Consider the following 18,552-nt stretch of genomic DNA (forward strand, 5'->3'; position numbering starts at 1 on the left):
AGATCGATCATTGTCCAGCATAGTCGGCTACCCCGCCTCCCAGGCTGCTAAAAGTGCCTTTACTTTTTCCCCCGCACTTTATGGCCGTTGGCATGAATTACAACTACTGCGCAAAGGCCTGCAGAATGCGCATCATGGTTCCGCTGTATTTACCATGATCTCCGGCGAGGCCGGTATTGGCAAGAGCGCTCTCGCACGGGTATTTTTAACCACCGCGGCAGGTAAAACCACCTTCGTTCTCTCCAGTAGCATTCAGCGCAGATCCGAATCCACCCCATATGCCGCAGTCTCCCACTGCCTGCAACAATTGGCCAGACAGATTCTGAGCCGTGATCCAGATGTAATTGCCTCCTGGAAAAAGGCCCTGCATCGCACAATCAAGGGTGATGCCCGGGTGCTGGCAGAGATTTGTCCGGAAATAGAAGACCTTCTTCCCGCCAGTGACGAGCACGACGAGGTTACCCCCCAGGAACAACTCTCATTTCCCATAGCGGCAAAAAAATTTATCAGAGCCGCCAGCCAGGCACACTCAACCCTGATAATTTTTATCGACGATTTGCACCTGGCTGACAGGGCTAACCTGGAGCTCCTCATAAATATCCTCGACCCGACAGATCTTTCACGGGTCATGTTTATCGCGGCACATCGTGACCCAGCACACATTTACCCAAGTCACTTCAGTGAATTCACTGAACAGCTCAAAACTCTTCACCCGAAAGTTGATCAGATCCTGGTTGCCCCGCTGGGTGCGGCCGAGGTGGAAAAACTCCTGCACAACGCCTTTATTCGCTTTAACGGCAATCTTTCCTCGCTTGTCAGCCATTGCAATCGGATAACCGGAGGCAACCCTCTGCGCCTGATACAATTTCTCCATAAACTCCATGACGACGCAATTCTTTATCGTGATCAGCAAAGCAACTCATGGGCTTGGATTGATGAGAATATAGCCGTAATTTCTCCACTTGAAAGCACCATTACGCTCTTAAAAAATCGACTCGCCACTTTACCTGAGCAGTGTCAAAAGCTGCTCGTTACAGCCTGTTGCAGCGGGAAATATTTCACGATAAGACTCCTCAGCGAACTGAACGGAGTCTCCCTGGACACAACGCGGGAACAACTCCAGTATGCCGTGCAGCTAGGCTTTTTGGTGCAGGATTCTCCCGATAATCTGATAGCAGCCAATAGCGGGGTGACCTGTTCACCAGCCAGCGAAGACCAACCCGAAGAGTGTACATACTGTTTCAGTCATGAGATGATTCGGGATACGCTTTTTTCTCAACTGGCAGCCGAAGAAGTCTCGAGAATTCGCTTCAGGGTCGGACAATACCTGGTCCAGTTTTTGCCAACCAGGGAGTATGAGAGGCGCCTCTATGAAGTATCAAACCATCTCAACCACAGCCTGAAATTCATCGGTTCAAGAGATGAGAGAGTTCAACTGGCCCATGTGAACCTGTCGGCGGGAATCAAAGCTAAATTGCTCTCTGACCACTCCTCGGCTTACCATTATCTGCAAACAGGCCTGAAGTGTCTGGATCACGACAGCTGGCAAGGTGAATACTCCCTTTGTATAGGACTGCACATAGAGGCGTGTGATTGCGCCTTTCTCTGCGCAAAATACAGTGAAGTGGAGCGGCTCTTTAGGGAGGTCTGCGACAAATCAAAAAACATCTACGACAAATGCCACGTCTATAAAGCCTACATCATGGCGTTAAAGGCTCAGAATCAATATGACAAGGCATTCTCGGCAAGTCTTGAGGCACTTGCCATGCTTGATATCCATATCCCCAGATATCCCGGCAGACTCAAAGCCTGGAGATCGCTCTTATCAACAGAGTTTCGCTACATGTTCCGATCGCCCAGGCAACTGGACAGCCTCCCTGAAATGCAGGACAGGACTGCCAGAGCGATTATCAGCTTTCTCTATGATGTAACCACAGCCGCCCTGCTGACCAATTCACAACTTCTGCCCCTGCTCTCTGCCCACAGCATCCGTCTGTCGCTGAAATGGGGCAACGACCGAAGGTTTTCCATCCTCGGTTATATGGTCCACGGCTTTCTGCTCTGCACATTCTTCTCTGACAAACTGGTCAGGCGCGGTTGTGCCCGGGGCAATCAGGCCCTCGATTTACAAAAGAAAATTTCCGGAGCAAACAGCAACTGCCAGCCCACGCTGATGTACAACGTTTATATGGCGCATTGGCAAAGCCACCTCAAAAATACCCTTCCTAAATTGAGGGAAATGTTGCTCAACTGCCAGCGCCAGTACGATGGAACATCCGCTGGAAATGCGACCTTTACCATTATTATGCACAGCTATTTGCTCGGTCACAGTCTCAGCTTGTTGCGCTCAGAGCTTGATCACTTCATCTCTCGTGCCACAGAAACCCGGCAGCAGCTTATTTTGACGCGACTTCAGATGTTTCGCCAGGCTACCGCCAATCTTATGGGGGAAAGCGAAAACCACATTCGCCTAAAAGGCAACTTCTTCGACGAGAGTGCTCTCCTGGCAGGTTTTCCCCATTCCCATGACCCTATTTCATACTGCATGGCCAACGTGGTCAAACTTATCCATGCTGTGCTTTTTGGCCGCTACAAACATGCTCTTTATTATTCTGAACTGGCCAGACCCCATGTTCACAAACTGACCTCGACCTTTCTCTATCCCGTTTACGTCTTCTATGATTGCCTGGCCAGGATAACCAGGCTCAAAACCCAGAGCGTTACCCGACGTCTGATAAACCTGCAGTTAATACGCAGCAATACGAGAAAACTGCGGCGCTGGGCGACCCTCAGCCCACAGAATCACGGCCACAGATATCGGCTCATCGAAGCTGAACTTGCACGGATAAAAGGGAAAACCGAGCGAGCAATGGAGCTTTATGATGAGGCTATACAGTTTGCCAAAGAACACGAATTCCTGCACGAAGAAGCATTAGCCTATGAGCTTGCATCACGTTTTTATAAAAATCGTAAAAAAGAGCATATAGCCAGGATGTATATGCGAGAAGCTCGCTATTGCTACCATCGCTGGGGTGCCAAGGCCAAAGTGAGCCAGCTCAACAGCATGGAGATAGTCAATGGTTCACCCTATGAGGGCAGCGATAGCGGGACAGTTTACGACAGCAACGACCACGCCACCTCGCTTATTCCGGTGGAGGGTGGTTCCCGCCTGGATATGATGACGGTTATCAAGGCATCCCGAATTCTCAGTGATGAAGTGGTGTTTGGAGAATTGTTGAAAAAGATGATGTGGATAGTACTGGAAAGCAGCCGTGCTCAACGTGGCTTTCTTATCTTAAAAGATGATGATGAATGGTATATCAGGGTCCACGGATCGATCTACCGCAACTCGAGGGTTAAACTGACACGAACCTCAATAACCGAGCAGGATGTAGCTTCTCCGGCGATTATAAATTATGTGATAAACAGTGCCACCGATGTAGTGCTTAACGACGCCTGCAAGGAGGGACTGTTCACCAGCGATCCATATATTTTAAAGAAAATGCCCCGCTCCCTGCTCTGTATGCCGATTATTCACCAGGGCGAGATCTTCTGTATACTCTACCTCGAAAACAATATCGTCACCGGAGCTTTTCCGCCAGATCGTCAGGAACTCCTGCATCTCCTCGGAACCCAGGCGGCAATATCGCTGAAAAACTCTTCGCTCTTTGAAGAGCTTGAATCGACTGTAAATCGACTGAACCTGGAAGTTGAAAAACGACGTGAAACCCAACTGCAGCTGCTGCATGCCGAAAAACTGAGCGCTCTGGGCCGACTTTCCGCCTCCGTTGCCCATGAATTCGGCAATCCGCTGATGGGAGTCCGCTACCTGATCGAGGATTTTTATAAACGCCACGATCTGAGCAACGCAGACAAACAGTTACTTGAGCTTGGTCTTGAAGAGTGTGGTCGTATGAAAAAGCTTATCCAGGATCTGCAGCGGTTCAACAAACCCTCTACCGGTCGTTTCGACACAGTTGATATTCACCAGTTGATAGACAAGGTGCTCCTGTTCCAAAGGAAACATTTTGCTACCAACAGGATCAGGGTGGCCAAGACCTTTGATAACTCAATGGAGGAGATCCTGCTTATCGAGGACCAGCTCACCCAGGTATTGTTCAACCTGACCATGAATGCGGTAGATGCAATGCGACAGTATGGTGGAGAGCTGAGAATATCCACCAAAAAGGGAGATGAAACCATTGAAATAGAAGTAGCGGATACCGGCGCAGGTATCGCCTATGAAGATCAGGGCCGTATTTTCGAGCCGTTTTACTCGACTAAAAAGCAGGAAGACGGTACAGGCCTTGGCCTGGCGATCTCCTACGGAATCATCAAGCACCACAATGGTAGCCTCAACTTTGTTTCCAAACCTTTTGAAGGCACGGCGTTTACCATTTCATTGCCGGCAGTGACCTCCGGAGACGCGGCCGCCACAAGCCCGGATCAACCTTCGCAAGCTCCTCCAGACACGAAACCGGAGCCGAAAGTCAGCGCCGGTTCAGGTTACACTCCTGAACAACTCCCAGAGCCTGTTCAAGATTTTTAAAAAATTTCAGCTGCTCGGGGTTTTCAGGATCGTTCTCCAGTAACCCTTCATAAATAGAAAATAATCTCGTCAGCACCTGCATCGCCTCAAACTCATCCAGGCTGCCAAGAGATTCCCAGAGATCTCCAGGTTCTTTATCACTCATAGCACTTCTCGTTTATATATGAACCAATCTTCATCAACCAAACCGCTTCACCTCTCACAATGGGGCGTGGGAATGGTCGGGAATTCTTTGACTATCATCTCTGCAATACAGAGCTTGACTCTGGGGTAGAGGTGGCGTTTGAACTCCAAAAGCTCGCTTTCAATATTGACCAGCTCCGTTAGATGCTTTGTTCGGTCAACCCTTGGGGTTTTCAATCCACTCTTTTCACGCTCGGCAACAATCTCCTGGCAACGAAAACAACCAGGAAACTCCAGGGTCTGCCCATCAGGGCGACGCATTCTCGCAGGTACACCATGAGTTCTGCATACCAACAGCCTGTGCTTGTAGAGAATACAGAGACCATTTTCGTTTAAGGGGCACATTATCTGAGGCCGCTCACCCTTGGCCAATATCTTTTGCGATTGCTCCAGATATTCTTTAGAGCGTGCCAGAACCGTCTCTTGCTGCTCTTGGTCGAGCAGCAGAAATCCCTGCCTGAGATATGCCCACTCCGCATGGGTGTGGTGAAGAAAATACGAATCGCAGCAGTTGTCGGAACACCCCTCACAACCAAACCCGAGCGCTCTCGCCACGTTGTTGTACTGCTTTTCCATCTCTACATACAGACTCTCGAGACGCTCTGTGAGATCTGCGGGTAATACCAGTTCCTTCATCAATCTTCCTCACCAAAACTCTGTACCTGATAAACAAATATATCGGGATGGTCTTTCTCCCAACATCTCTCATAAAGCCCTGCTTTTCTGCAGAGGTGGCCTAAAAACTGCTCCGGGTCCGGCAACTGCTCCCAGACCTGAGGTAAAAACGTCGCTCCTGCTTTACCATGGCACAAGACAACACCGTCCACTCCCGGTCGCAGGCGGTGCAGCAACTCTTCACCTTCATCATAGGCCAGGGGTTCCAGCTTGGTCAGCACGGAAATATGAATATCAATTTCATCCAGTTCTTCAAGGCTGAGCGGCATAAAGCGCATATCACCAAACGCGGCTTTTACCGCATTTTCGCTCACACTCGTCCAAAGTGACAATGATGGCTCCAGGTTGCCCATGCATCCTCTTAAGGCACCTTTGATCTTCAGAGTTACAAAGGTCGCCGCCTCTTCATTGAAAACCGCTTCATCCGGAATATCGACACTGCACGCCACCCCACGCAGACGGGCTGCAATCGCTTCCCGGGCCAGGTTCAACAGTACTGCTGCCTGCTTCTTGTCGACTGTTCCAGTCACTATTTCCCCCACTCAACCCCAAGCATGAGACAATTAATGCCACTGCCGATTCCAAGCAGTGCGCCCTTGTGACCAGGCCGGTACACATTTTCCTCTATCGCCCGGGCCAGGGTGATGGGCGCGGATACAGATCCGACATTGCCAAACGACGCCAGGGTCTCAAAGTTTTTATCCAGCTCAAGCCCCAGGGTATCGAACAGTAATCGCGCATGGGCTGTTCCAACCTGATGGCAGAAAAAACCATCTATATCCCCTGCTCCCCAGCCCGGTTTACTGGAAAACAGTTTCCAGGTCTGGTGTGCGGTCTCCACCCCACGGTGCAACAGCTCTTCTGAATCAGTCTCCATCAGGGTCGATTTTCCGCCCGCCTGATTGCCATGACAGAGGTCGGAGTGGGCCGTGTTAGCCTGCCAGGCGCCGTGAACCAATTTCGGTTTGGTCTCAGCATCTCCGCACTTTCTCATAAACAGACCAACTGATCCGGAGCCGATGGTAAGAGAGGCAAAGGCCGGCTTAATGGTTTTCCTGCTCAGATTCCTGTTGTCGACCAAAGCCATAATAGTAGACTCAAGCAACTCTTCCGCGGTCTCACCCGAGACCACCAGGCCGTTTTGCACCTGGCCCAGCTCGATCATGTTAGCCAGCATCACCATCCCATCCAGAAACCCGAGACAGGCATTCGATATATCAAATATAAGGCAGGTACAGGGAAGCCCAAGGGCGTTATGAACAAAAGAGGCAGTTGCCGGTTCCATCATATCTCTGGATACAGAGGTGAAAATCAAACATTCAACAGCAGTCCGGTCTATATCACCATTGGCAAAAACTGCCTCACCTGCCATGGTGGCCGCTTCACTGGGGCGGGTTCCATCGGGCCAGAGCCTGCGCTCGCGGATACCGCTCATCAGCTCCAGCCTGCCCTGGGGAAGCTTTAAGCGTTCATAAACTTCAGCAAGTCTGTTTTCAATGTCTTCTGAAGTGAGAGTGCGGGGAGGAAGTTCATAGCCGAACGTATCGAGACAAACCTTGGAGTAACTGATCATAACTGCCGTATATAAATGCTGTCTGGTTTCCCAAAAGCGCGATTAGGGGTTAAAGGTGAGGGTTCATTCCGCCAGCCGTGCATTATACGGTGCCTTGGACGATGAAACAAGAGATTTAGCTTCCGCTCTTTTTCAGCAGTGGGCCGTTCTTGCACCTTTTCAAGCCGAGACCTGTTTCAGCACCTCATGTAGATCGTCCCTGGTGAGTGGTTGCCTGAGACTGCCATCCAACCCTTCCGGCAGAGAACTCTCCTGTTTATCCACTACCCCAAAAATATACGCCCTTCTCCCTGAGTATTCCTCGAGCTTTCTGATGACCTTGGCAGCCTCCAGTCCACCTGAGACAGCATCTCCGGTCTCGAGAATGACCAGATCAAACCGATTCAAGGAAGCCTCATAAAGTGCTGAACGTGGAGATTCTGCAATAGTGACTTCCCAACCCTCCTCGACCAGAGCTCGAACGGTTGTCTGCTGATCAACTACATCGCTGATCATAACCAATGCTGTTCTGGTCAAATAGCGGGTCAGCATTTCCAACAAGGATCCCTTATCTATTGGCTTCGCCAGATAGTCATCCATTCCGGCTTGCAGACACTTTTCCCTGTCTCCCTGCATGGCCAGGGCAGTGAGTGCTATCACCCTCACCCGGCCCGAACCATGTTGCCTCTCGCGTTTCCTTATGCGCTTCGTTGCTTCCAGACCGTCCAGTTCCGGCATCTGTACATCCATCAGGACCAGTTCAAAACTCTCCTCTGCTGTTCGTTGCACAGCCTCCCTGCCATTTTCAACAGATACAACTTCTGCTCCCGCCTGGGTAAGTATGGTTTCCGTCAGAAGTCGATTGATCGGCTCATCTTCAGCGAGCAGAATTTTTGCCCCCTGCAAGGCGTAGTGTGCCGCTTCCTGCTGCCGATCCGGCGATTGTTCTGTCTGGAATCCTGCCACCTCCTTAAAAGGTACGGTAAACCAGAAGCTTGACCCCAGGTCGCCGGAGGCCATGCCGATCTCGCCCCCCATAAGCCTGACCAGTCTTAAGCATATAGCAAGACCAAGCCCCACGCCCCCCCCAGGATGCACTTGCCCAAAATCTTCCACATCAAACGCTTGAACAATATCCTGTTGTTTTGAGAGCTCGATACCCTCCCCCTGATCCCTTACGGTAAAGAGAAGTACCAGGTTATCTTCTTCATCATACCCCTCATTACTGATCTGGATGGAGATGTCGCCACGCTCTGAACATTTTATGGAATTACTGATAAGGTTGGTGAGGACCTGGACGACTCTCTTGGGATCTCCACAGATGTTTTCGGGCACATCTTTATTGATTTCGCAACCGAGCGTCAGCCCCTTTTGTTCAGCTGCAATGCGTAAGAGATACAGACTGTTATCAAGGCTGGCCTTCAGATTAAAATCCACAGGCTCCAATTCAAGCTGGCCCGCTTCAATCTTGGCGTAATCCAGTACTTCACCAACTCCTTCAAGCAACCTGTCCACCGAAGTGCTTATCATCTCGAGATATCGCTCCTGCTCCGGGTTGAGTACCGTGTCATAGAGCAACGTCGTCATGCCCACTACCCCATTTACCGCGTCACGGATGGTGTGACTCATGTTCTCCAGGTACTCGCTCTTGATCAGACTTGCCCGCTCAGCCCGGTGCACGCGCTCTTCCAGAGTAGCAATCCGCTCTCGTAATGCTCTCAGTTCGCTTGTTTTACTTTGCATTTTTTGCCCTTTTGCTCTCTCTTTTTCCCCCATCAAGGGTCCCCTCGACCTGTTCAACTCCGCTCTTGGTCCGCCTTTCGAGTTGCGGCTTTACTCCTCACCATAGTGGAGAATCTCCAACACTCCCTGGCGAATCCCCTCTACCATCTCTAAATAGTTATCAATATCTTTTTGCTTAGCACCTTCTTCCATCTCTCTTGCAACTCCCGCCCATTTTGCTTCGCCAAGATTGAGAAACAGCCCCTTCAGACTGTGGCCTATTCGCGCCATTTCTTCAAAATCAAGCTGTTGGCCATCGGTAGCATGGTGAGCCCTGACCAGAATGGCCTGCAGCGATTCCCTTGAGCTTTGCAACATCAGTTCGACCTGCTCCTCATTAAACTGATATTTATCGGCAAAATGTGCCTTAAGTGCTTGAGTGTTAATTGGTAAAGGGTATTTTCGGGGTAGCTGCTGTTCCATGTCCACAGGGCCCCTCTATTTTCGTGATCAGGACAATTCAGATCATGCTGCAGTTGCCTGTTCACCAGCGGCCCCCTCCGACTGAGCACCACCATCGTGTCAGGCTAACATATTTTTTACCCGGCCACCAGTCCCAGTTCCTTGAGGTGATACAAAAGTTTATCACGATCGAGTGGCTTGGTCAGATACGCTTCACACTTTCCCTGGTGAAAGGCACGCATGATGTTCTCGGAATCATCCTGGGCGGTTATCATGATAACCTTGCAGGCATCAAGCCCCGAGATACCATGTTTTTCTTCTATTTGACGGATATCATGAAGTGCTTTCTGACCATCCATGACCGGCATAACAATGTCCAGGCAGATGAGGTCATATGGCGAATTTTCGGCATAAGCCCTGGTAACCGCAGCAAGCGCCTCTTCACCGTTCGCAGCAACATGACAGACGCCGTACTCGGAGAGCAGGGCCGAGAGAAGTGATCGTGTCAGGAAGTCATCTTCAACGATAAGGATTTTCATAATATTCCAGTATCAAAACGGTCTGTGCGAGACGTTATAGTAAGTTTGATACCAGCCCATCGCGGAAATAAAAACCGCGATGGGCAACTGCTTAATTGTAGCACGATACTGGTCAACCAGGAAATTTAGATAGCCGTTGTTGCCGGGCCTTTCGGCGAATTATCCTCGTTTTCTAAACTCCCAGCATTTATGAATTTTCCTGTTTCGTGAAAAATCAAAGGGAATGGTGCTGTCACCTATATCATCAACCTGATACAGCTCTGTCATTTCCGGGTCGAGAGTAAATCTTCGATAATTCGTTGAAAAAATCAGCAGTCCGTCTTCCGACAATCGCTCCATACAGTTTGTCAGTAACTCCACATGATCCCTCTGCACGTCAAACACACGTTTATCTTTTTTGGTATTTGAAAAAGTTGGCGGATCGACGAAGATCAGGTCGTAGGTTCCCTGATCCTCTCGCAACCACTGCATGCAGTCTGCAGCAACAATCTTGTTTTTGCGGGTATCGAAACCGTTTAACGCCAGGTTCATTCGCGCCCAGTGCAGATAGTTGTTTGACAGATCAACGGTAACGGTCGACGCGGCACCCCCCGAGGCCGCCTGAACGGTCGCTGTGCCGGTATAACCAAACAGGTTCAGAAACCTTTTTGATTTGGCTATGGAATGAATTTTTGCCCGAACCGGTCTATGATCCAGGAAAATACCGGTGTCGAGATAATCGGTAAAATTGGCCAGGAGAAGACTCTCTCCCTCGCGCACCACGTGCATTTTCTTTCTGGCCGATTTTTTCTGGTACTGCTGCTTGCCCCGCTGTCGCTCACGGGTCTTGATAAAGACCCTGTCGGCACGAAGCCCAAGGGTTTCCCTGATAGCCCTCAAGGCGGTCTGGAATCGTGCGGATGAAAGCTTTTTGTCGACGCTCGACGGAGGTGCGTATTCCTGCACATGCACCCATTTTTCGTAAAGATCAACGCTTATATTAAACTCGGGCAGGTCACGGTCATACACCCGGAAACAGGTGATGTTTTCCTTTTCCGCCCACTTCAGCACCTTTTTCAGGTTCTTCTTCAGGCGATTTGCAAAATCGGCACCTTCACCCTCAGCCGGTTCAGGGTTGAACTGCCACCGAAAATCGACCGGTTCCCTCCCAGCTACAACAGTCGTAAGCAATCGGCATTGAAGCGAGCCGTTATAAAGGCGGTGCTTGTCATCCCACTTCAGTCCGAAACTATCAGTCAACTCCGGGTTGGCGATAAAGACGCCAAGCCTCCAGCCCTGGAACAAATCCTGCGCCTTATTGCCAATAGCCCGATAGAGCCAGGAAACCTCTTCGGCATCTGAGAGACGCTCACCAAAGGGCAGATTTGACAACAACATGCCTTTCTCCGAATCCACCGGAGGCTGCAGCAACGCCAACTCCTGCTGTTCGATATGAATTTTATCCTCAAGGCCGGCCTGAACCAGGTTTTTCCGAGCGGTTCGTACAGTCTGGATATCTGAATCGTAGCCGATAATCTGTGGCCACTCCTTCTGCAAGCCATCATCTTCACGGCCCATGGCTTCATCAACGAGCCTGTTCCAAAGCTTTCTATCGTGCTGCCGCCACCCCATAAAGCCAAAATAGTTACGCGACAAGCCCGGGGCGGAATCACCATACATAAGGGCAGCCTCAATCAACAGCGTCGCAGAACCACACATGGGGTCAATCAGCGGACCGCCCCCCCCATCAAGCCAGCCACTGAGCTTCACAATAGCGGCGCCGAGGTTTTCTTTAAGAGGTGCAATGCCTGTATCAACACGGTAACCCCGGCGATGGAGACTCTCGCCGGACAGGTCAATGGACAGCTCTGCAACATCTTCCCGTATGAGTAAGTGAACCCGGATTCCAGGTCTGCCGGTATCGACCGATGGACGCTCCCCGCACCGATCCCTGAACTGGTCCACAATGGCATCCTTAACCTTGAGCGAAGCATACTTGCTGTGGATCTGCAGGGCTTTTGCTGCAACTGTGCAATCAACAGCGAAGGTGGTGGAGCTTCCCATGTGCTCCTGCCAGTCAACGGAGAGCGCTCCCTCATAGACCGATTCTTCATTTTTCACATGAAATTCGGCGATCTTCAGGTAAACCCTGGAAGAATATCGTGACCAGAGACAGGCTCGATAACCGCTTTCGATCTCACCCCTCCAGGTAACGACACCTCTCCCCTCTACTATCTCGGAAGCACCAAAGTTTTCTATTTCTCCGGCCACCAGGGCTTCAGTTCCTGCTCCGCAGGTTGCTGCAAAAATCAACATAATTATCTACACGATAGTAAAATTAACATTCTGGATTTTCCTGAATTTCATTTATCCCTGGCCAGGTCCGTCACCCGATTTTCTATATCCAGTAACTCCAGGTTCAGGGCGTCAACAGACAGAAGTATCTCCTTCAGGGAAATAGACAGAGAGACCATAAACATGGCAAGTGCCAACACGAAAAGTATTTTACCGAAAAGTGTCCACCCGGCAAACAGAACAAACATACAGAAGATACACAGAAAAAGCCCGCCCACTGCACAGGCCTGCATATTTCTAATAAGGACAACCCTGCGCTTGAGGCTGACAATCTGTTTTAAAACAATTGCGTCCGATGTTGATCTATACCGCTCATGCAGGCTACGTATTCGCGCTCCGGTGGCGAGGAATCTGCTGGTGTAGGCAACCAGCAGAAAGGCAACGGCAGGAAACAACAGAGCGGGTGTGGTTAGGGTAATATCCATTATTTTCATTCTCCATGACTTCAATTCGTTTTCACAACATTATCACAGGCAGAGGGTGCTGTCTTGCACGCTGAAACAGTGAAACGCCGGATTCTCCCGGCCCTGCCTGCGGAGGTGGGCTCCCTGCAGTAAAAGCCATAGATATCCTATCAAATTTTCTTGACCTCGCCTCCATTACGGCTAGAATAACTCACCATACGTTACAACAGTAATCGCCCCCAGGTGTGAATCGTACGAAATACACACATTACAGTTTAACAGGAGACATCATGAAAACGAGGATCAGCTCGACACTTCTTGTTACAGCACTTGCCGGATCGCTTATCTTATTTGCTGGCGGTTGCAGCAAGAAGAGTGTTATTCCACCTGACACTAACAGCCAGCCCAGCTTAGGGGCCGGTACCAACATCAACTATCCGGCAGCTGACCGTGAGGGATATTCCGAAGAAAACCTGCCCGTCGAAGGAACCCTTGATGACACCTATGTGAACAATATTCCAAGTGCCACCGACGGTGGGGTTGACTCAAGGTCCGGCGACCAGAAATTTATCCAGGGCCGCACCTCAGAGGGAATGCTCCCAGTCTACTTCAGCTTTGACCAGGCCACCATCAAGCCGGACATGGTTGAAAACATGGTAAATAATGCCAGTTACCTCAAAGAGGTGCCTGCTGCTCACGTAATCGTAGAAGGTAATACCGACGACAGGGGCACCAAGGAATACAACCTTGCCCTTGCTGAAAGGCGGGCCCAAAATACCAGGCAATACCTGATTGACCTCGGGGTGGATCCAATCCGGGTCAGAACCGTATCATACGGCGAGGAAAAGCCATTATTTCTTGGCCAGGATGAGGAGTCCTACGCCAAAAACAGGCGTGCGGATTTCGTTCTGGAATAAATCCCCATCACTGCACAAACAACTCACCGGAAGAGATCTCTACTTTCCGGTGAGTTGTTTGTTAGCAAAAAGCTAACGACCTGATCTACTGTTGCGAACAGCCTTCAGCACTTCTTCACATACTTCATCAATGGTTAGCCTGGTGGTATCAATAGCCATGGCATCTTCGGCCTGTATCAGTGGGGCAATGGCGCGTTCCCTGTCATTTTTATCACGCTCGATGGTCATGGCCAGGATCTCTTTTTCATCCGCCTCTTCGCCCTTTGCCCGAAGTTGCAGCACCCTCCTGTGAGCTCGCTCTTTGGGATCTGCCACCAGAAAAAACTTATGGGCCGCTCCTGGAAAAACCACAGTCCCGGTATCACGCCCCTCGGCAACAATGGAACCGTCACTGCCGATTTGTTGCTGCATTCTGGTTAATTTCTCGCGAACAATTGCCAGTTTTGACACAGCTGAAGCTGCCATGGACATTTCCGGGGTGCGGATCGCATCGCTCACATCCTCCCCCATCAGCAAAACTGTCACATCGCTGTTTTCATCCTGGGCAGGCAGCAACTCAAGAACCAACTCATCCATTGCCGCAGATATTGCATCACTATCATCCAGCGCAATTCCCCGCCTTTGCACAAAAAGTGCAACCGCCCGATACATGGCACCCGTATCGAGGTAGGTGAATTGCAGCGCTGCCGATACTCTTCTGGATATAGTCGATTTGCCAACCCCGGCCGGCCCATCTATAGTTACAATGTCTTGTGTGTTAGACATATTTCAACTCTTTGAGGCACTCGGAAAAAGTGTTCAGAAAACGGTCATTCTCTTCTACAGTACCCACTGTTATCCGTATATAAGTGGGAAAACCATAGGCCCGCATCGAGCGAATTATAACCCCTTTGTGCAGCATCGCCTCGTAAAGCGGATCAGCCTCACCTTTTATATCGATAAAGATAAAATTGGTCTGGGAAGGAACACAGCTGCAACCAAGTTTTTCAACCTCATCAACCAGAAACTGACGACCTTGGCGGGTCCGGCTGATGGTCGCCGCAAAAAAATCATCATCCTCAATCGCCGCCTGGGCGGCCACCTGGCCGAGGCTGTTCAGGTTGAATGGCTGGCGGACCTTGTGCAGGCACTGAGCTATCTCCTGGTTCATCAAGCCAAAACCAACCCTCAACCCGGACAACCCATACGCCTTTGAAAAGGTTCGCAGAAAAACCACCGGGCACTTTGCTTCGTCTCGTTCCAAAAGTGCGTGGAAATCGGGACGAAGCTCATCATCCATAAAATCCACGTATGCCTCATCGAGCACCACAATTACCTGCTCAGGCACCCTTTCAAGAAAACTGGTCAGAACTTCGGGGGCAAGGTAGGTACCGGTCGGGTTATTCGGATTATCAAGAAATACCAGTCTGGTTTTGGGGGTAATTGCAGCCAGGATGCCTTCCAGGTCGTGATGCAAGCCCTTAAGGTCAATGACGATATTTTCACCACCACGAACCTGAACGAATTTTTGATACATTAAAAATGAGGGATGCGAAGTGATCACCTCATCCCCGGGCATAACAAAAGCTTTTACCAGAAACTCAATCAACTCGTTGGAACCGTTACCAACAACGACCTCGGCAGGCCTTACTTTCTGGTTTTTCGCGATGGCCTCAACCAGGTAATAGCTCGAACCATCCGGATATCTGTTCAAATTGGAGCAGGCGGCCAGTAATGCCTCGATTGCCTTTGGTGAAGGCCCCCACGGGTTTTCATTGGAAGCGAGCTTGATCGGATTTTTCACCCCATATTCACGCTCCAGTTCATCCATTGGCTTTCCTGGAGGATATGGGACAATTGCTTGTATATTTTCAGGAATGTTCAGCTTCAATGATACTCTCCCATCATTTCCGGGGCATAGTGCCGGAAACAGTTTGTAGATAAGAAGAACAACAGAAACCGGGCTGCCGCACCTGTTCAACCACTCACGGCAACCTGGATATCGACGGATTAACGGTGGGCTACACGTACACCCAGTTGAAGGCTTTTTTCGATATTAAAGGCTGTTTTCAGGAGAACATCCTCTCTGAAATGTGCACTCTGCAACTGGATCCCAACAGGCAGACCTTCTTTATTGAAGCCTCCAGGTACCGACATGCCGGGAATACCAGCCAGGTTGGTAGAGAGGGTGAGGATATCGGTCAGGTACATGGCCAGCGGATCGTCGGAATTCTCGCCTTTTGGCCAGGCAGGTGTCGGAGTTACCGGGGAAACGAGTACGTCACATTTCTCAAAGGCCGCCTTGAAATCGTTTAAAATGATGGTTCGTACCTGGGAGGCCTTTTTGTAATAGGCGTCGTAATATCCTGAAGAAAGCGCGTAGGTGCCAATGAGAATACGTCTTTTTACCTCAGCTCCGAAACCCTTCGAGCGTGTCTCCTTATACATATCAACCAGAGAGGCCGCATCCTGCGCACGATAACCGTAAGCCACACCGTCAAAGCGGGCGAGGTTTGAGCTTGCTTCCGCCGGTGCTATCAGATAGTAAACAGCGACACAGTAGTCAGTGTGTGGCAGGGACACATCCACAATTTCAGCCCCACCCTCTTTTAACACCTTTATGCTGTTTTCAACTATACTGCGCACCTCCGGATCAAGGCCCTCACCAAAATATTCCCTTGGCACACCAACGCGAAGCCCTTTCACCCCTTCTACCAGAGATGAGGTGTAATCGGGTGTGTCAATATTCACAGAGGTGGAATCTCGCTGGTCGTAGCCACTGATAACATTCATCATCAGGGCACAGTCAGACACATCACGGGACAGCGGTCCGATCTGATCCAGCGAAGAGGCAAATGCTACCAGCCCGTAACGGGAAACCCTACCGTATGTTGGCTTCATTCCCACTACACCGCACAAAGAGGCAGGCTGCCTAATCGAACCACCGGTATCAGATCCGAGAGTGACCAGACACTCACCAGCAGCGACAGCGGCGGCCGAACCACCAGAGGAACCACCGGCTACGTACCCCTCCCTCCAGGGGTTTTCAGGTACTCCGAACTTACATGTTTCAGAGGTCGAGCCCATGGCAAATTCATCCATGGTCAGTTTACCTAATACAACACCGCCCTCTTTTTTAATCTTTTCAACAACGGTGGCGTCGTAGGGGGGGATAAAGTTGCCAAGAATATCAGACCCGCAGGTTGTTCGCACTCCCTCGGTACATAACAGGTCTTTCAGCGCCAGAGGAATACCGAGCAGTTTACCGTTTTCCCCATTCGCTCTTTTGGAATCGGCCTGTTCCGCCTGGGCAACTGCGGACTCTTCATCATGGGAAATAAAAGCCTGAACCTGGGGTTCGACTTCGGCTATTCTGTCCAGGCAGCTTCTGGTCAGCTCAACCGATGACAACTCGCCAGACTCCATTTTTTCCATGGCCTCTGCCATGGTCAGCTCATAAGGTTTCATTATTTACCTCTGAAAACAGGCCTATGCCTAATTGAATTGATTCAGTGATTACTTTTAAGGCGCGAGATAGATTGTCTCACAGTTTAGATAACCCTGGGAACCTTGAACATTTCACCATTATCTTCCGGAGCATTTGCAATGGCATCTTCTCTGGGTAATGATTTATGCACCTTATCCTCGCGGAAGGCGTTCACTGATTGATGAGCATGGGTGGTGGGAGCTATGTTTTCCGTATCGAGTTCAGAAAGCTTATCCACATAACTGAGGATTGTATCAAGCTGAGCTGTCATCTTCACAAGCTCATCCTCATCAAGATTGAGGCGTGCCAAATGAGCCACGTGCAATACTTCTTCTCGTGTAATTTTCATATTATCTTCAGTATATTCTGGGTGTTACTTTTATAAGATGCACAACGTGCTATTTGATTCGCCCATAGACTTCCCCTGTTTCCCGCTGAGAAAAAACACCGTTGTAGGGGATAAAATCAACAACACTTCTGGAAAAATACTCCACGGTGTCATAATCAAAATGTGTACCACTGCATTTATACAACTCTTCCAGTGCCTCGTCCATATTGAGATTTTGTCTATAGTTTCTTTTCGAGGTCATGGCATCATAACTATCGACAACTATAAGTATCCTGGTCAGAAGGTCGAGATCCTCACCACTTAAGCCGTCGGGATATCCTTTACCATCCATTCGTTCATGATGATGTCGGATTATAAACTGCTCCCGATCCAGAAAAGGAAGCGGTTGCAGAATGTTCGCACCAATTGTGGGGTGTTTTTTTATAGTATGCCACTCATCATCAGTGAGGGTACCTGCTTTCTGAATACAGCTGAGGTCTACTACAAGTTTACCTATATCGTGCAGTTGTGCGGCGCGGCGGAGAATCATCAGCTCATCAGTGCTGAGATCCATGCTTTTTCCCAATAGAAGCGCATACTCAGTAACACGCATGGTGTGACCGGCGGTATACTGGTCTTTTTCCTCCATTAATGTCTGGAGGCTTGACATAAACTGAACAGTCGACTTCTCCAGATTGCTACTGTACTGCTGCAGTAATCTGTTGGTTTCTTCAAGTTCGGAAGCTTTTTTGCGATTATCGCTTTCAAGCGCTGACTTATAGCGACGCTCTTTCAATATAAATGTTCTTTTTTCTATGGCCCTTCGTATTTTAATGTCGAAGATGTCTAAATCTTCTATGGGCTTGGTCAGAAAATCGTATGCTCCGAGATTGATTGCTTTCATCGCATAATCCATGGAACCTGCGCCGGTCAGAAAGAGCACCGGAATATCGAGCTTGAGCATATTCAGGGTGGACATGGTTTGAAAGCCGTCCATGTCCGGCATGTTAATATCGAGAATGATGACATCAAAGCTGTCATCTACAATATCAATGATTGTCTGGCCGTCCTGGGCGGTGTGCACTTTGTGTCCAAACATCTCCAGTACTCTGGATATGGTGGAAAGCACCAACGGGTCATCATCCGCTATAAGAATTTTCGACTGCTTGCTCTTCAAAAGTCACTATCTCCATAAAAATATCTGAACAGTTCGCAAGATTACATTCTCCAGTTGTTTTTTGCAACTTTGCTGAACTATCTATTATTTATATGGTCCAGCGTATGTTTTTTTACATTTCCGTAAACATTACAACAGGATCACTTTCATTGAATGGCAACCCGCTCAAACCTGATACCAACCCAACCAGTTCATTCTTCCCGGTAGATATGGCAAATAAAAATTTAATTACCTCTAAAGCTCA

The 18,552-nt window shown here is 49.6% G+C and carries 16 protein-coding genes; 2 read left to right on the plus strand and 14 right to left on the minus strand.

The genetic code is table 11. From position 1 onward, the window contains the following. Positions 1–10: 10 nt before the first annotated feature. Entirely contained in the window at positions 11–4,549 is a 4,539-nt protein-coding gene (locus FCL45_RS02930; protein WP_136796127.1) for an ATP-binding sensor histidine kinase, read from the plus strand. Here FCL45_RS02930 and FCL45_RS02935 read toward each other — a convergent pair. The 9 genes from FCL45_RS02935 to FCL45_RS02975 form a co-directional block, all read right to left on the minus strand. After that, positions 4,491–4,694 carry a hypothetical protein gene (locus FCL45_RS02935; protein WP_136796126.1) on the minus strand — a complete coding sequence of 68 codons (204 nt, stop codon included), beginning with the start codon at positions 4,692–4,694 and terminating at the stop codon, positions 4,491–4,493. The two genes, FCL45_RS02930 and FCL45_RS02935, sit on opposite strands and share 59 nt — an antisense overlap. A 47-nt stretch (positions 4,695–4,741) precedes the next feature. Further along, positions 4,742–5,368 (minus strand): hypothetical protein, encoded by a 627-nt coding sequence (locus tag FCL45_RS02940; protein WP_136796125.1) that lies wholly within the window; start codon positions 5,366–5,368, stop codon positions 4,742–4,744. Next, positions 5,368–5,937 (minus strand): AmmeMemoRadiSam system protein A, encoded by a 570-nt coding sequence (amrA, locus tag FCL45_RS02945; protein WP_167495680.1) that lies wholly within the window; start codon positions 5,935–5,937, stop codon positions 5,368–5,370. The genes FCL45_RS02940 and amrA overlap by 1 nt, the downstream gene beginning before the upstream one ends. Beyond that, a complete protein-coding gene (locus FCL45_RS02950) occupies positions 5,937–6,980 on the minus strand; it encodes a 3-oxoacyl-ACP synthase III (protein ID WP_136796123.1) in 1,044 nt (347 codons plus the stop codon). The genes amrA and FCL45_RS02950 overlap by 1 nt, the downstream gene beginning before the upstream one ends. A 159-nt stretch (positions 6,981–7,139) precedes the next feature. Further along, positions 7,140–8,702 carry a response regulator gene (locus FCL45_RS02955; RefSeq protein WP_167495679.1) on the minus strand — a complete coding sequence of 521 codons (1,563 nt, stop codon included), beginning with the start codon at positions 8,700–8,702 and terminating at the stop codon, positions 7,140–7,142. A 90-nt stretch (positions 8,703–8,792) separates the two neighbouring features. After that, positions 8,793–9,164: an Hpt domain-containing protein gene (locus FCL45_RS02960; protein WP_136796121.1), complete on the minus strand. Its 372-nt coding sequence runs from the start codon at positions 9,162–9,164 to the stop codon at positions 8,793–8,795. Positions 9,165–9,280: 116 nt separating this feature from the next. Next, positions 9,281–9,682, minus strand: coding sequence for a response regulator (locus tag FCL45_RS02965; RefSeq protein ID WP_136796120.1), 402 nt, complete (start codon positions 9,680–9,682; stop codon positions 9,281–9,283). 159 nt (positions 9,683–9,841) lie between these two features. Further along, complete coding sequence (gene rlmKL, locus FCL45_RS02970; RefSeq protein WP_136796119.1) at positions 9,842–11,977, minus strand: bifunctional 23S rRNA (guanine(2069)-N(7))-methyltransferase RlmK/23S rRNA (guanine(2445)-N(2))-methyltransferase RlmL; 2,136 nt, start codon at positions 11,975–11,977, stop codon at positions 9,842–9,844. Positions 11,978–12,024: 47 nt separating this feature from the next. Further along, positions 12,025–12,441: a DUF2721 domain-containing protein gene (locus FCL45_RS02975; RefSeq protein WP_136796118.1), complete on the minus strand. Its 417-nt coding sequence runs from the start codon at positions 12,439–12,441 to the stop codon at positions 12,025–12,027. A 269-nt stretch (positions 12,442–12,710) separates the two neighbouring features. On the opposite strand from FCL45_RS02975, the gene pal reads away from it, so the two are divergent. Continuing rightward, positions 12,711–13,337 carry a peptidoglycan-associated lipoprotein Pal gene (gene pal / locus FCL45_RS24470; protein ID WP_136796117.1) on the plus strand — a complete coding sequence of 209 codons (627 nt, stop codon included), beginning with the start codon at positions 12,711–12,713 and terminating at the stop codon, positions 13,335–13,337. Positions 13,338–13,409: 72 nt separating this feature from the next. Here the strand turns inward: pal and cmk are convergent, their stop codons facing one another. The 5 genes from cmk to FCL45_RS03005 form a co-directional block, all read right to left on the minus strand. Further along, on the minus strand, positions 13,410–14,102 hold the full coding sequence (gene cmk / locus FCL45_RS02985; protein ID WP_136796116.1) for a (d)CMP kinase: 693 nt from the start codon (positions 14,100–14,102) through the stop codon (positions 13,410–13,412). Then, complete coding sequence (gene hisC / locus FCL45_RS02990; RefSeq protein ID WP_136796115.1) at positions 14,095–15,207, minus strand: histidinol-phosphate transaminase; 1,113 nt, start codon at positions 15,205–15,207, stop codon at positions 14,095–14,097. Before hisC ends, cmk begins: the two co-directional genes overlap by 8 nt. Positions 15,208–15,326: 119 nt before the next feature. After that, the gene (gene gatA, locus FCL45_RS02995; RefSeq protein WP_136796114.1) at positions 15,327–16,784 is read right to left on the minus strand and encodes an Asp-tRNA(Asn)/Glu-tRNA(Gln) amidotransferase subunit GatA; all 1,458 of its coding nucleotides are present in this window, start codon (positions 16,782–16,784) and stop codon (positions 15,327–15,329) included. An 83-nt stretch (positions 16,785–16,867) separates the two neighbouring features. After that, positions 16,868–17,152: an Asp-tRNA(Asn)/Glu-tRNA(Gln) amidotransferase subunit GatC gene (gene gatC, locus FCL45_RS03000; protein WP_136796113.1), complete on the minus strand. Its 285-nt coding sequence runs from the start codon at positions 17,150–17,152 to the stop codon at positions 16,868–16,870. Positions 17,153–17,201: 49 nt separating this feature from the next. Continuing rightward, entirely contained in the window at positions 17,202–18,308 is a 1,107-nt protein-coding gene (locus tag FCL45_RS03005) for an HD domain-containing phosphohydrolase (RefSeq protein ID WP_136796112.1), read from the minus strand. Between the last annotated feature and the right edge of the window lie 244 nt (positions 18,309–18,552).

The sequence above is a fragment of the Desulfosediminicola ganghwensis genome (genome assembly GCF_005116675.2).
GTDB lineage: Bacteria > Desulfobacterota > Desulfobulbia > Desulfobulbales > Desulfocapsaceae > Desulfopila > Desulfopila ganghwensis.